This window comes from Nonomuraea sp. NPDC003214 (assembly GCF_053590035.1).
This window is the reverse complement of record NZ_JBSFSX010000010.1, coordinates 1-13,110: the sequence shown is the minus strand read 5'-3', so window position 1 is coordinate 13,110 and position 13,110 is coordinate 1. Positions and strand designations below refer to the sequence as shown.

Genomic DNA, 13,110 nt, shown 5'->3' with positions numbered 1-13,110 from the left:
TGATGGTCGTGCGTTAGCCGTACGGATGGCCCTGCGGTGTAGGTTGCCAGACACGGACCGTTTCTTCATCACGACGAGGGGTTGGCCTTGAGCTTCCGGACCCCAGGAGCCGGTAGGGCGATGCGCTTGCCCCGCCGACCGCGACTGCTTCTGCCTGTCGCGATCGCACTAGTTGCGATTGTGGCGCTTTTCTTCCTTTTTTCGGGGATTTATACCGACTATCTATGGTTCAACGCGATCGACTTCATGCCGGTGTTCTCCGGCGTGCTGCTGACGGAGATCGTGCTGTTCGTCATCGGCGCGGTGCTCATGGTGGGCATCGTCGGCGGCAACATGCTGCTGGCCTTCCGGACCAAGCCGATGTTCGGGCCCGCGATGTTCGGCGGCGCTAGCGGGGCCGACCGCTACCGCATGGCGCTCGACCCGCACCGTAAGCTGATCTTCCTCGTCGGCATGGCGATGCTCGCACTCTTCGCGGGCTCGTCCTTCGCCGGGCAGTGGCAGACCTGGATGAAGTTCGCCAACGGCGAGACGTTCGGCAAGACCGATCCGATGTTCAAGATCGACCTGTCGTTCTTCATGTTCGACCTGGCGTTCATCCGGATGGTGCTGAACTTCCTGTTCGCCGCGGTGATCATCTCGACCGTGCTGGCGGCGATCACGCACTACCTCTACGGCGGCTTCCGGCTGCAGTCGCCGGGCGTGCACGCCTCGCGCGCGGCCCGGGTCCACCTGTCCGTGCTGCTGGGCGTGTTTGTGCTGCTCAAGGCCGTCGCCTACTGGATCGACCGCTACGAGCTGGTCTTCTCCGAGCGCGGCTTCGTGCACGGCGCCTCCTACACCGACGTCAACGCGGTGCTGCCCGCCAAGACCATCCTCGCGATCATTGCGCTGATCTGCGCCGCGCTCTTCTTCGCCGGCATCTTCCGCCCCGGCGGCATGCTGCCCGGCGTCTCCTTCGGCCTGCTCGTGCTGTCGGCCGTGCTGATCGGCGGCGTCTACCCGCTGCTCGTCGAGCAGTTCCAGGTCAAGCCCAACCAGCAGGGCAAGGAAGCCGCCTACATCGCGCGCAACATCGAGGCCACGCGGCAGGCGTACGGGATCGACGACGTGAAGGTCGAGCAATACTCGGCCGAGGCCGACCCCGCCAAGGTGCAGCAGGCAGGCGACACGTCCGTGACGGGCGTGCGGCTGCTCGACCCCGCGCTCGTGTCCGCCACCTACGAGCAGACGCAGCGCATCAGGGGCTTCTACGAGTTCGCCGACCAGCTCGACGTCGACCGCTACCCCGACGCCAACGGCAAGCCCGTCGACCACATCGTCGGCGTCCGCGAGCTGAGCGGCCCGCCGGAGGGCCAGAACAACTGGATCAACCGGCACCTCGTCTACACCCACGGCTACGGCATCGTGGCCGCGCCGGGCAACAAGGTCGACTCCGGCGGCCTGCCCGACTACGACGCCAAGGACATGCCCGTCACCGGCCCGCTGACGCAGACCACCGGGCTCAAGGAATCGCGCATCTACTTCGGCGAGCACCCCAACAACAACGAGTACGCGATCGCCGGCGGCAACCCCCAGCGGCCGCAGGAGCTCGACTACCCGGAGACGGGCGGCACCGGCCAGGCGAACACCACCTACACCGGCAAGGGCGGCGTGCCCGTCGGCTCGTTCATCAACCGGCTGTTCTACGCCGCCAAGTACGGCGAGGTGAACATCCTGCTGTCGGGCGACATCAACGACAACTCCAAGATCCTGTACGAGCGCAACCCGCGCGCCAGGATCCAGAAGGTCGCCCCGTTCCTGACGCTCGACTCCAACCCCTACCCGGCGATCGTCGACGGGCGGGTCACGTGGATCGTCGACGCCTACACCACGTCCAACGCCTACCCCTACTCGCAGAGCGAGAGCCTCGGCGAGATGACCCGCGACACGGCCACCGACCGCTCGCGCGTCATCGCCCAGCAGCCGCAGGACCAGGTCAACTACATGCGCAACTCCGTCAAGGCCACGGTCGACGCCTACGACGGCACGGTCACGCTGTACGCCTGGGAGCCTGACGACCCGGTGCTGAAGACGTGGAGCAACGCGTTCCCCGGCGTCATCCAGCCCAAGGAGCGGATGTCCGCCGACCTCAGGGCGCACGTCCGCTACCCCGAAGACCTGTTCAAGGTGCAGCGCTACACCCTGTCGCGCTACCACATCACCGACGCCGCGGCCTTCTACAGCGGCCAGGACTTCTGGAACGTCCCCAACGACCCGTCGCAGGGCGACCGCAACATCAAGCAGCCGCCCTACTACCTGACGGCCACGATGCCGGGCGGCCAGCCGACGTTCTCGCTGACGACCACGTTCGTCCCGAGACAGGGGCCCAACCTGGCCGCCTTCATGGCGGTCGACTCCACCGACGGCCCCAACTACGGCCAGCTCCGCGTCCTGCGGATGCCGTCCAACGCCCCGATCCCCGGCCCCGGCCAGGCGCAGAACGCCTTCCAGAGCCGCTTCGCGGGTGAGCTCAACCTGCTCGGCGTCGGCGCCTCCTCGGTCCGCTACGGCAACCTGCTGACGCTGCCGTACGCGGGCGGGCTGGTCTACATCGAGCCCGTGTACGTCCAGGTCGCCGCGGGCGGTGGCCAGGAGCCGTACCCGATCCTGCAGCGCGTCCTGGTCTCGTTCGGCAGCAAGATCGGCGTCGGTCGCACGCTGGAGGAGGGCCTGGCCGAGGTCTTCGGCGGCGAACAGCAGGAAACCACCGAAAACAAGCCCGCCGAGGAGAACCAGCAACAGCAGCCGGCCCAGACCACCGCTCTGGCGACGGCCATCTCCGAGGCCCAGACGGCCTACGAAGACGCCCAGAAGGCCCTGCAGGCCAGCCCGCCCGACTGGGACGCGTACGGCAAGGCTCAGGAGCGGCTCGACGCGGCGCTGGAGAAGCTGAAGTCGCTCGGCGCCCAGCCGGCGCCGAACGCCTCACCCACGGCCTCGCCCACGGCGTCACCGTCGGCCACGCCCACCGGTTCGCCCCCGGCCACGCCGACGGCCTCACCCACGGCGACGGCCACCGGGGGGACGTAGGTCAGTCAGTTTGCGTAAGCCCCGTGTCAGGGATAGTCTTTAGACACACACCGACGCGGGGTGGAGCAGTTCGGTAGCTCGCTGGGCTCATAACCCAGAGGTCGCAGGTTCAAATCCTGCCCCCGCTACCAAAAGAAAAAGTCCTCCGGGAGTTTCTCCTGGGGGACTTTTTCGTATGCGCAATTCCGCGACTTAATCACCTGAAAGCCTTCAGCGCCGGGTCCGCCGGAAGACGCCGAACTCCACCGCCAGCCCCGCCAGCGCGCCCCCGCCGAAGGCGACGAGCTCGTCCAGCCCGAGCCCCTCGTCCCTGGTCGTCAGCAGCGCGAGTGCCACGTTGGCGACGACGACGCCCGCGAGCATGAGGATGACGAGCCGCACCGCCGGCCAGGCGGATTCCCGGGCCTCACTCATGATCAAGCCTCCTCCATATGTAGACCACCTACATGTAGCCAGCCTACTCTAACGGCCGGCCGGGCGCGCTGGCATGGTGCGTGCGCGCCTTCCGCCGTACGGGTTCCGCGCGACCCGGCATCATCTGGTGCTCACCGCCCGCCGCTGTGGCTGTCGCACGTCGCCGCCCAGGCCGAACGGCGCCGCCGGGAGAAGGCACGGGTCGTCCGGGGCCCGGTCGTGGGACGACGACCGCTGGCGACAGGTCCGCGAAAGAACGTGGAGGACCCCCGAGGGTTGGCACCCCTGGGAACGGCGGATCCGCCCATTGTCCTTCGACTCCGGTGACTAATCAGGCAAGATCGGTGTATGAGTGCATTAGTCAGGGCCGCGCTCGTGGGCGCCGTGGTCGGAATCGCCGAAGCCATGCTGTACGTGTTCGGCGACGCCGACGAGATACCGGTCGTCCTCGCGATGGCCCTGCTGCCGTTCCCGCTGGGCATGTTCCTGAGCTGGTTCGGCAGGCTGCCGCTGTCCTGGGCGGTGTCGACGCTGGCGTCCTTCCTGCTGTACGTGCTCATGCTGGCGTTCGCCGCCTTCGGGCTCACGCTCTCGACGGCCATGGACTTCGGCGCCGTCATCGGCACCGCCGCCTTCATGGCGCTCGGCGTCATCGGGTACGTGGCCGCCGCCGCGATCGTCATGCCGGAACCGGCCAAGGCCAGGTCGCTGGCCGCCGGCTTCGTCGCCGTGACTTGCCTCGGGCTCGGCCTGCCGCACGACCTGATCGCCGCCGGCGCCCAGGCCGAACGGCTGCACCGCGCCGGCGTGCCCCTGGTCGGGCCGGGCCTCGACGGCTTCCGCCTGTTTCACGCCGACGACGACTACACGGGCCATCCCGACGAGCCGGAGCTGCACCTCACGTACGAGGGCGAGGGGACGGTGATCCGGGTCAGGGTGCTGCGTCCCGACCTGACCGGCCCGTACCTGGCCTGCGAGTACGACAGCGGCGCGGACTGCCGGCAGGTGCGGGACGGCGTCTGGATGGACGACTACAGGGGCATGTACGCGAGCCGCGGCGGCACCACGGTGCGGCTGGAGGGCGAGACAGCCTCCTATGACACCCTGCTGGCCATGCTGGACACCTTCCGCCCGATCTCCCTGACGGAACTGGCAGCAGCCGACCGCCCATGACTCCGGCATAGCCGCGGAGATATCGAAATATCAACTTTTGAAACGGCGTCTTGTCGGCGCGGGACCACAGCGGCATAGTGGTGCAGATCACAGCGCGCATCCGTCGCGGCGTGCACTTCAGGCACTGCCGCCCCCAGGCAGACCGACTATGCGCAGGAAAGCGCGGATTGGACGAAGCGCATGAGATCCGCCCCGCCGATCCGCCGCAAGATCCTGCGGATTCTCCTGGTGCCTCTGGTGTCGCTCGTCGGCCTGTGGGGCTACATCGCGTACAGCATGGTGTCGGAGACGACGGGGTTCGCGCAGAGCCGGGGCGAGTGGGACGCGGTCGGCGCGCCGTCGCGTGAGCTGATCATCGCGCTCCAGCGGGAGCGGCTGCTCACCGCCGAGCTGGCGGGCCGGGCGGCGGGTGACACGCAGCTCGCGACGCAGCGGCACGTCACCGACCAGGCGGTGGCGCGGGTGCGGGACGTGGCGGCCGGGCTGGCCGAGCAGCCGCAGGCCGGCACCGCGCCCGAGACCGTGCGGGCGCTGCTCAAGGCGCTGGACGGGCTGGCGGGGCTGCGCGCGGCGGCCGATCTCGGCGACGAGGCGGCGCTGACCACGACCGAGAAGTACAACGTGATGATCGGCGTCGCCAACCAGCAGTTCGGCGGCGCCGAGCGGCTCACCGAGGTCTACTCCTACCGGGTGCTGCGCGGCCTGTCGGCCTACAGCTCGGCCGCCGAGTACGCCTCCAGGGAGGCCGCGGTGCTGGCCCCGGCGCTGGAGCGCGGGCAGATGACCTCGACCGAGCACGCGGCGTTCGTGGCGGCGATGACGGCGCGGCGGGTGCAGCTCGCCGACGCGCTGCGCGACATCGGCCCGGAGCTGCGCGCCCTGCACGAACGGCTCGTCGCGACCCCGTCCTACCAGCGGTTCGAGCAGGCCGAGGACGCCGTCTACGCCTGGAACGCGCGCGGCATGCCGCCCGTGACCGCCACGGCCTGGCGGCTCGACGCGGCCGAGGCGTTCGCCGGGCTGAGCGGCAACTCCAGCCAGGAGGTGCGGCGGGCCACGCTGAAGGGCGAGACCCGCGTCATGGAGGGCCTGGTGCGCATCGGCGTGGTGCTGGGCCTGGGCCTGCTGGCGGTGCTGCTGTCGATCGTGCTGTCGTACCGGTTCGGCCGATCCATGATCGACGAGCTGAGGAAGCTGCAGGCGTCGGCGGTCGAGCTGGCCGAGGTCCGGCTGCCCAAGCTGGTCGAGCGGCTGCGCAGGGGCGAGGACGTCGACCCGGCCGAGACGACCGCCGAGCTGGAGAAGGCCAGGACCGCCGAGGTCGAGCGGGTCGTGCAGGCGTTCTCGGCCGTGCAGCGCACCGCCGTCGAGGCCGCGGTCGGCCAGGCCACGCTGCGCAAGGGCGTCGGCCAGGTCTTCCTCAACCTGGCCAGGCGCAACCAGGCGCTGCTGCACCGCCAGCTCACGCTGCTCGACGCGATGGAGCGCAAGGCGGAGGACCCCGACACGCTGGAAGGGCTGTTCAAGCTCGACCACTTCACCACCCGCATGCGCCGCCACGCGGAGAACCTGATCATCCTGTCCGACGCGGCGCCCGGCAGGCGCTGGCGTGACCCGGTGCCGATCCACGACGTGATCCGCAGCGCCGCGCTGGAGGTCGAGGACTACACGCGGGTCACCATCCAGCCGATGCCGCAGGCGCCGATGCTCGCGGGCGCCGCCGTCACCGACGTCATCCACCTGATCGCCGAGCTGATCGAGAACGCCACCTCCTTCTCCCCGCCCAACACCAGCGTCCAGGTGCGCGGCCTGGCCGCGGCCAACGGCTTCGCCATCGAGGTCGAGGACCGCGGCCTGGGCATGAACACCGCCACGATGGCCGAGCTCAACGCCCAGCTCGCCACGCCGCCCGAGTTCGACCTGGCGGGCAGCGACCGGATGGGCATCTTCGTGGTCTCCCGGCTGGCCGCCCGCCACGGGATCAAGGTCACGCTGCGCCAGTCGCCCTACGACGGCACCACGGCGATCCTGATGGTCCCGGTGAGCGTGCTCACCGAGCCCGTGCAGGCCCGCCCGCACACCACGGTCTCGCTGTTCGAGCCGGCCTCGGCGCCGCCGGTCCGGCAGGTCCCGACGCCCTCCGCCGTGCGAACCCTGCCCCCGCCGCCCTCGCCGGCGCGCTACGAGACCGACGACGACCTGGACGGACTGCCGGTACGGGTACGGCAGGCCAGCCTCGCACCACAACTCCGCAAGACGCGCCCACGGCAGGAACCCGACATCTCCACCCGCTCCCCGCAGGAGCTCCACGACCTGATGACCTCCATGCAGGAGGGCTGGCGGCAGGGGCGCAGGGAGGCGGAGGAGAGCCGTGACATGCGCGATGAAAGGGATGACCATGGCCGACGCGAGATCTGAGCTGAGCTGGCTGCTGGACGACCTGACCCACCGGGTCCCGGGCGTACGGCACGCCGTGCTGCTGTCGGCCGACGGCCTGACGATGGGCGGCTCCCAGGGCATGACCCGGGAGGACCACGAGCATCTGGCGGCCATCGCGGCGGGCAGTCACAGCCTGGCCGTGGGCGCCGGGCGGCACTTCGGGCTCGGCGGCGTACGCCAGACGATCATCGAGCTGGAGGGCGGCTTCCTGTTCGTCTCGGCCGCCGGACAGGGTGCCAGGCTGGCCGTGCTGACGGCGGCCGACGCCGAGCTGGGCCTGATCACGTACGAGATGGCGCTGCTCGTCAAGCGCGTCGGCGAGCACCTCTCCACCCAGCCGAGAGGAGCCGCGCCCGCGCCTGTCTGGAACGGGACGGCACCGTGACCGACGACGATCCGGGGCCGCTGATCAGGCTGTACGGGCTCACCGGCGGCCGGGCGCGGCCCTCGGGGGAGGCGTTCGACCTGGTCGCGATCGTCACGACGATCAGGACGCCCTTCGAGCTGCCGGGGCTGAACCCCGAGCACCACGCCATGCTGGCCATCTGCCGCCGGCCGACGCCGGTGGCGGACGTGGCGGCGCAGCTCGGCCTGCCGCTCAACATCACCCGTGTGCTCCTCGGCGACCTGCGGCGCGAGGGCCTGGTGAACATCGACCCGCCGCAGCCTCCCGACCAGACGATCGACGAACGCACTTACAGGGATGTACTGCATGGAATTCGCAGGCTTTGACCGCCCCCGGCCCTCCGGCGGGACGCTCACCGCGACGGCCCTGAAGATCCTGATCGCGGGTGGATTCGGCGTCGGCAAGACGACGATGGTCGGCACCATCAGCGAGATCCGCCCGCTGCACACCGAGGAGCTGCTCAGCGACCGCGGCGTCGGCGTGGACGACCTGTCGGGCGTGGAGACCAAGGTCGCCACGACGGTGGCGCTCGACTTCGGGCGCATCACCATCCGCGAGGACCTGTGGCTCTACCTGTTCGGCACGCCGGGCCAGGACCGGTTCTGGTTCATGTGGGACGAGCTGGCGCTCGGCGCGCTGGGCGCCGTCGTCCTCGCCGACACCCGCCGCCTGCAGGACTGCTTCCCGGCGGTGGACTACTTCGAGCAGCTCAAGCTGCCGTTCGTGGTCGCGGTCAACTGCTTCGACGGGGCCCGCCGTCACGATCCTGCGAAGGTACGGCGGGCCGTCGGGCTGGACGAGGGCACCCCGGTCGTCCTGTGCGACGCGCGCAACCGCGCCTCGGTCAAGGACGTGCTCACCACGCTCGTCACCCACGCGGTGAGCCGGAGGTAGCCGTCAGGACGTCGTGCAGCTGATCGGCGACGGCGTGCTCGTGCCGTCCCCGTTGGCCAGGAAGCCGAACGTGGTGGTCGCGTCGGGGCCGACCGAGCCGTTCCAGCCCAGGTTGGAGACGGTCACGCTGCCGCCGCTGCCGGACACCGAGCCGTTCCAGAGCTGCGAGATCGACTGACCGCCGGCGAACGTCCAGCCGACCCGCCATCCGCTGATCGGCGCCGTGCCGGTGTTGCGCACGGTCACCTCGGCCTGGAACCCGCCCTGCCACTTGTTGACCAGCTTGTACGTGGCGGTGCAGCCGGGCGTGCCCGTGGGGGTGACTGTGGGGGAGACGGTGACCGTCGGCGTGACGGTGACGGTCGGGGACACGGTCGGCTGCGGCGCGGCCATGGCCAGGTCGTACGCCCGCTGCGGCACGAACTGTCCCGCCGAGGCGATGCAGCCGTCGGCCTCGCCGGGCGGCTTCACCCACAGGTACGCGTCGATCGCCGGGTCGCCGGTGTCCGTCGTGCTCCAGGTGCCGGTGGCGCGGCCCGCCGGGTCACACCATTCGCTGCCCGCCGGGCCGTTGCCGTTGCGGCTGGTGTCGATCACCGCGCCGAGCCCGGAGACGCCGGTCGCGGCGATGACGCTCTTGGCGTAGGACACCAGGCCGGGCGTCGAGCGGTAGTTGGAGGTGTTGACCGCGATGCCGTCGGCGCTGGTGCCGACCTGGGCGCCGTTCAGCCGCGAGGCGGCCTCCGACGGCGACAGCCAGGCGTCGTGCCCGATGTCGAAGTACACCTTGACCTGCGAGGACGTCGCCTTGAACCGCTGCCCGGCGTAGGCCATCGAGGCCTTGACCTCGGCCTGCTCGGCGGAGTTCATGCAGTTGGACATGATGGCCAGCGCGTCGGGCTCCAGCACGATCGTGGCCGGGCGGCCGCCCAGACCGGCGGCGATCTGGTCGATCCAGCCTCGGTAGGCCGCGTGGTCAGGGGCGCCGCCGGCGCTCGGGCCGCCGCAGTCGCGGTTCGGCATCGCGTACACGGCCATGATCGGGATCTTGCCGGCCGCCGCGGCGGCGCCCACGTACGCGTCCACCTGACCGCGCACGACCGACGGGTTGTAGCTGGCGAACCAGCGGCCCTGCGGCACGGCCGCGATCCGGTCCCTGATCACGGCGGCGCGGCTGTCGCCGGGGTTGGCGGCCACCCACTTGGCGGCGTTGGTCTGCGGGTCGACGTAGAACGCGGAGTCGGCGGCCTGGACGGCGGAGGAGGTGAAGACGGCCGCCCCCGCCACCGCCGTGACGGCCGCGGCGACGATGGCGGCCACCAAGGGCCTGCTGCGAGACATGGATACTCCGTCCGGTGATGTGGGAGCGCTCCCACGGGGTTCACTCGGATGGTAGGGAGCCGGTCGCCGTTCCCAGAAGGGTCCGCACCGGCCGCGACGAGGGCGTCCGGTGAAAGCCACAGGCGGGACAGGCTGTTCGGCTGTGCGGAAGGGTGAAACTTTCAGCAGCCGCCTTGCTATGGTCCCTGGTGTGCATGGGCCAGGGGGACCGGTCAGGCGTAGGGATATGCGGTGGTTGTGGCTGGTGGTGCCACCGAGCATCGCGGCCACGGCGAGCGTGATCGGGGCGATATTTCCCGGCGGCAGCCTATATATCTGGTCCTATGCGCTGATGTTCTGGATCTTGGCGGCCGTCGCCTGGGGCGTGCTGTTCTTCCTGCGCCGCTACCGCAAGCTGTCCGCCGTCGGCCCGCTGCTCGCCGTCGCCACCTTCGCCGTCGTGGCCGCCGACCTGCCGATCCGGTTCGCGTTCGCCGTCTCCGAGCACGCCCTGTCGACCTATGTACGGTCCCTGCCCATGCATCCGGAGAGCGTCACCGTGGGCGACGTCGAGGCCGGGCTGGGCGTCGAATGGGTCGGCCTCTTCCCCGTCGGCCGTGCCGTACGCCATGTCGGCAGCACCGACCTGGGCGTCGTCGGCTCCGGGGGATGGCTGGAGTTCTGCGGGCTCACCTACTCCACCGGGACCATCCGCGCCACGTCGGCCGACCATCTCTCGGGCCGCTGGTACGTCACGTGCGAGGCTTTCTGAAGACCAGCAGATACCGCCAGAAGAGCAGACGGCGGATCCGGGCCCCGGGCAGGAGCTCGGCGGCCCGCTCCCTGATCTCCGGCAGCGTCATCGCGGGCGGCCTGACCGGCGCCCGCACCGGCGAGTGCGCCGCCCTGCCTGCCAGGGCCAGCCTGATGGCGGCGTTCGCCGGGACGGCCGCCCCGCTGATCAGGCGGTCGGACCAGGTGCTCTCGCGATAACAGCCCAGCACCGCGAGCACCCCGCCGGGAGCCAGCGCCTCCCGCAGCCGGCTCACCGTGCCGAACGGCACGTGATGCAGGCTCGCCAGGCAGGACACGAAGTCGTAGCGTCCGCCCGGCAGCTCCATCGCGGTGATGTCGCCGGGCGTGAACGTCACCCCGGGAGCCTGACCGGCGGCCCGGATGACCGCCTCGTCCGGATCGACGGCGTCCACCGCCGGCCCGCGCGCGGCCAGGGCCCGCGCGAACGCCCCCGTCCCGCACCCCACGTCGAGCGCGTGCCGGGCACCCGGCGGAAGCTGTTTCAGCAGCAGGCCGTGGTAGTGGTCGTTATGGTCGAACATCTCGGAATTATGGGCTTGTCCGCCATTGTTGATCAATGATTACATGATTACATGACTGAAGAGAACGTGCCCACGCTCTACGAATGGGCCGGCGGCATCGAGGCGTTGGAACGGCTCACCGAGGTCTTCTACGGACACGTCGTCAAGGACGAACTCATCGGGCCGCTGTTCGCGCACATGGACCCGGGGCACCCCAAGCACGTCGCCATGTGGCTGGCCGAGGTGTTCGGCGGCCCGTCGCGCTACACCGACGAACGCGGCGGATACGCGCACATGCTCTCCTACCACCTGGGCAAGGCCATCACCGAGCCGCAGCGCCGGCGCTGGGTCAGCCTGCTCATGGACGCCGCCGACGAGGTCGCGCTGCCCGACGACCCCGAGTTCAGGGCCGCGTTCTTCGGCTACATCGAATGGGGCACCCGCATCGCCCGGCACAACTCCCAGCCCGGCGCCACGCCTCCGCCCCAGGCGCCCGTGCCCCACTGGGGCTGGGGAGTCGCGCCGCCGTACACGCCGTAGTCACTCGAAGTAGCACTCCGGCTCGGCGAGCGGGTCGACGTGCGCGTCGGACTCGCGCACGTCCTCCTCGCGCGTCCACCGGGAGATCCCGCGGGCGGCCGCGTCGTCGATCCGGTGCCGCTGCGGGAGCCGGTCCAGGTACATCGCCGCGAACGACGCCTGCGGGTCGTCCCCCAGGTCCTGACTGACCTCGTACGGTTGCTCGCTCATCGAACTCACGCCTTGCCGATCATGATGGCCGCTTTCCACCCGGCCCATCCGAGCAGGAACAGGGCGAACACCACCTGACCGGCGCGCATCCAAAAGGCAGAGGCCACGTCCGCGTACACCACGACACCCAGCCACATAACGCTGAATGTCCCGACAAAGGCGATTGCCGCCCAGTTCATCCCGCGTTGCCACATATGCGCAGTCTCCCAGGCCGTCCGCCAAGCGCGGGTATGTCCCAGGTCGTCATCCGGTGATACACGCGCGCTCTATCCCGCGCCGCTTCTACGGGCCGCCGCTGTAGGGGCCGGGTCGCACGCCTCTCGTCCGGTGCGGCCCAGCAGTGGGCCCCTTCTTCTGACCGGCGCAGCAGCGGCACCCATTCCCGGCCGCCCGGGTGTGGCGCCTCTCCCTTGGCCGACCCCGGCGTGGTGCCCCTCCCCGACCGGCCCGGAAAGGGGCGCGTCGGGGTCAGCGCGGCAGAGTGCGGACGGAGCCGACGCAGCGGCGCAGCCGGATGCCGGCGCGGGGCCTCGGCCGGGCGTGCTGCTCCAGGCAGGCCAGCAGCGCCGCCGCCGTGCGGGCGTCGGAGAGGATGCGCTGCACGGCCTCGCCGTTCGCCGGAAGCTGGCCGTGCTCACCCAGCTCGTGCGTGAGGAACGCCATCGGCTCGGGCGCCCCCACCGAGTCGGCCGCCACCGTGGCGCGGGCGGCGGTCAGCAGCCGCAGATAGTGGGTGCGCATGACGGCCTCGCGCATCCGGGCGTGCTCAAGGTCGTCGACGAGCGTCCGCGCGATGCGCAGGAGATCTTCCGGCTGCGTGGCGTCGTCGGCGAGGAAGGCGCGGATGTCGTCGAACTCCGAGCGGGTCATGGCGGATACCTCCGAGAGCGCAGTCTGCTCGTACGTACTTCGTACCTGGGAGCGATTGCGGATGACTTGCCGGGCACTTGCGCGTTCCGCCGGATCGGGGGGTGCGCTCCCGGGCCGGCCCTTGCCATGCGCGTGGAGAGGTTTGGCGGTTGCCTGGGGAGGGAAGAACGTCATGATTACCCGAGACGGGCCACGGTGGTCTTGGGGGCTGCTAGAGTTGCTGAGGCGCGGGCGACGAGGGGCTGATCAAGCTCCGGAGGTGCCCGGCGAATCCCACTCTCTGGCGAGACATCCGGACGGTTCGAAGCTGTCCGAATGGCTGGTAAGTTAGCGGGGCGTCGAAATTCCAGCAGGTCGAGCGAGTCCGGTCAATTTGACAGAGACTTGAACGGCTGAAAGAATTAAGACACAACGAAATGAGCGCCTCTCGCAGGACTGGGGAGCAAGCGTCCGTTT

14 protein-coding genes and 1 tRNA gene are annotated in these 13,110 nt (G+C 70.0%); 9 read left to right on the top strand and 6 right to left on the bottom strand.

Annotated elements, in window-relative coordinates:
• The first annotated feature begins 120 nt into the window (after positions 1–120).
• The gene (locus tag ACWDXC_RS30410) at positions 121–3,072 is read left to right on the top strand and encodes a UPF0182 family protein (protein WP_449987373.1); all 2,952 of its coding nucleotides are present in this window, start codon (positions 121–123) and stop codon (positions 3,070–3,072) included.
• A gap of 54 nt (positions 3,073–3,126) precedes the next feature.
• Positions 3,127–3,203 (top strand) — tRNA-Met (locus tag ACWDXC_RS30405).
• A gap of 79 nt (positions 3,204–3,282) precedes the next feature.
• Here the strand turns inward: ACWDXC_RS30405 and ACWDXC_RS30400 are convergent.
• Positions 3,283–3,486, bottom strand: a complete 204-nt coding sequence (locus ACWDXC_RS30400) for a hypothetical protein (RefSeq protein WP_449987370.1) — start codon at positions 3,484–3,486, stop codon at positions 3,283–3,285.
• A gap of 348 nt (positions 3,487–3,834) precedes the next feature.
• On the opposite strand from ACWDXC_RS30400, the gene ACWDXC_RS30395 reads away from it, so the two are divergent.
• The 5 genes from ACWDXC_RS30395 to ACWDXC_RS30375 all read left to right on the top strand — a co-directional run bounded on the left by ACWDXC_RS30395 (position 3,835) and on the right by ACWDXC_RS30375 (position 8,398).
• Complete coding sequence (locus ACWDXC_RS30395) at positions 3,835–4,659, top strand: hypothetical protein (protein WP_449987367.1); 825 nt, start codon at positions 3,835–3,837, stop codon at positions 4,657–4,659.
• Positions 4,660–4,839: 180 nt separating this feature from the next.
• Positions 4,840–7,077 carry a sensor histidine kinase gene (locus tag ACWDXC_RS30390; RefSeq protein WP_449987364.1) on the top strand — a complete coding sequence of 746 codons (2,238 nt, stop codon included), beginning with the start codon at positions 4,840–4,842 and terminating at the stop codon, positions 7,075–7,077.
• Entirely contained in the window at positions 7,058–7,483 is a 426-nt protein-coding gene (locus ACWDXC_RS30385) for a roadblock/LC7 domain-containing protein (RefSeq protein ID WP_364176495.1), read from the top strand. The genes ACWDXC_RS30390 and ACWDXC_RS30385 overlap by 20 nt, the downstream gene beginning before the upstream one ends.
• Positions 7,480–7,830 carry a DUF742 domain-containing protein gene (locus ACWDXC_RS30380; protein WP_219504879.1) on the top strand — a complete coding sequence of 117 codons (351 nt, stop codon included), beginning with the start codon at positions 7,480–7,482 and terminating at the stop codon, positions 7,828–7,830. The genes ACWDXC_RS30385 and ACWDXC_RS30380 overlap by 4 nt, the downstream gene beginning before the upstream one ends.
• Entirely contained in the window at positions 7,811–8,398 is a 588-nt protein-coding gene (locus ACWDXC_RS30375; protein ID WP_219504881.1) for a GTP-binding protein, read from the top strand. The genes ACWDXC_RS30380 and ACWDXC_RS30375 overlap by 20 nt, the downstream gene beginning before the upstream one ends.
• A 3-nt stretch (positions 8,399–8,401) precedes the next feature.
• Here the strand turns inward: ACWDXC_RS30375 and ACWDXC_RS30370 are convergent, their stop codons facing one another.
• Positions 8,402–9,739, bottom strand: a complete 1,338-nt coding sequence (locus ACWDXC_RS30370) for a glycoside hydrolase family 6 protein (RefSeq protein WP_449987360.1) — start codon at positions 9,737–9,739, stop codon at positions 8,402–8,404.
• Positions 9,740–10,070: 331 nt separating this feature from the next.
• Here ACWDXC_RS30370 and ACWDXC_RS30365 point away from each other — a divergent pair, with 331 nt between their 5' ends.
• Complete coding sequence (locus ACWDXC_RS30365) at positions 10,071–10,490, top strand: hypothetical protein (RefSeq protein WP_364176488.1); 420 nt, start codon at positions 10,071–10,073, stop codon at positions 10,488–10,490.
• Here the strand turns inward: ACWDXC_RS30365 and ACWDXC_RS30360 are convergent.
• On the bottom strand, positions 10,471–11,055 hold the full coding sequence (locus ACWDXC_RS30360; RefSeq protein WP_449987357.1) for a class I SAM-dependent methyltransferase: 585 nt from the start codon (positions 11,053–11,055) through the stop codon (positions 10,471–10,473). The two genes, ACWDXC_RS30365 and ACWDXC_RS30360, sit on opposite strands and share 20 nt — an antisense overlap.
• Before the next feature lie 51 nt (positions 11,056–11,106).
• Between ACWDXC_RS30360 and ACWDXC_RS30355 the strand changes: the two genes are divergently transcribed.
• Complete coding sequence (locus ACWDXC_RS30355; RefSeq protein ID WP_219504890.1) at positions 11,107–11,574, top strand: group II truncated hemoglobin; 468 nt, start codon at positions 11,107–11,109, stop codon at positions 11,572–11,574.
• Here the strand turns inward: ACWDXC_RS30355 and ACWDXC_RS30350 are convergent, their stop codons facing one another.
• The 3 genes from ACWDXC_RS30350 to ACWDXC_RS30340 all read right to left on the bottom strand — a co-directional run bounded on the left by ACWDXC_RS30350 (position 11,575) and on the right by ACWDXC_RS30340 (position 12,654).
• Positions 11,575–11,784, bottom strand: coding sequence for a hypothetical protein (locus ACWDXC_RS30350; protein WP_449987354.1), 210 nt, complete (start codon positions 11,782–11,784; stop codon positions 11,575–11,577). It lies immediately after the preceding gene.
• Between the two features lie 5 nt (positions 11,785–11,789).
• The gene (locus ACWDXC_RS30345) at positions 11,790–11,978 is read right to left on the bottom strand and encodes a hypothetical protein (RefSeq protein WP_219504895.1); all 189 of its coding nucleotides are present in this window, start codon (positions 11,976–11,978) and stop codon (positions 11,790–11,792) included.
• 274 nt (positions 11,979–12,252) lie between these two features.
• Positions 12,253–12,654, bottom strand: a complete 402-nt coding sequence (locus ACWDXC_RS30340; protein WP_219504897.1) for a hypothetical protein — start codon at positions 12,652–12,654, stop codon at positions 12,253–12,255.
• Between the last annotated feature and the right edge of the window lie 456 nt (positions 12,655–13,110).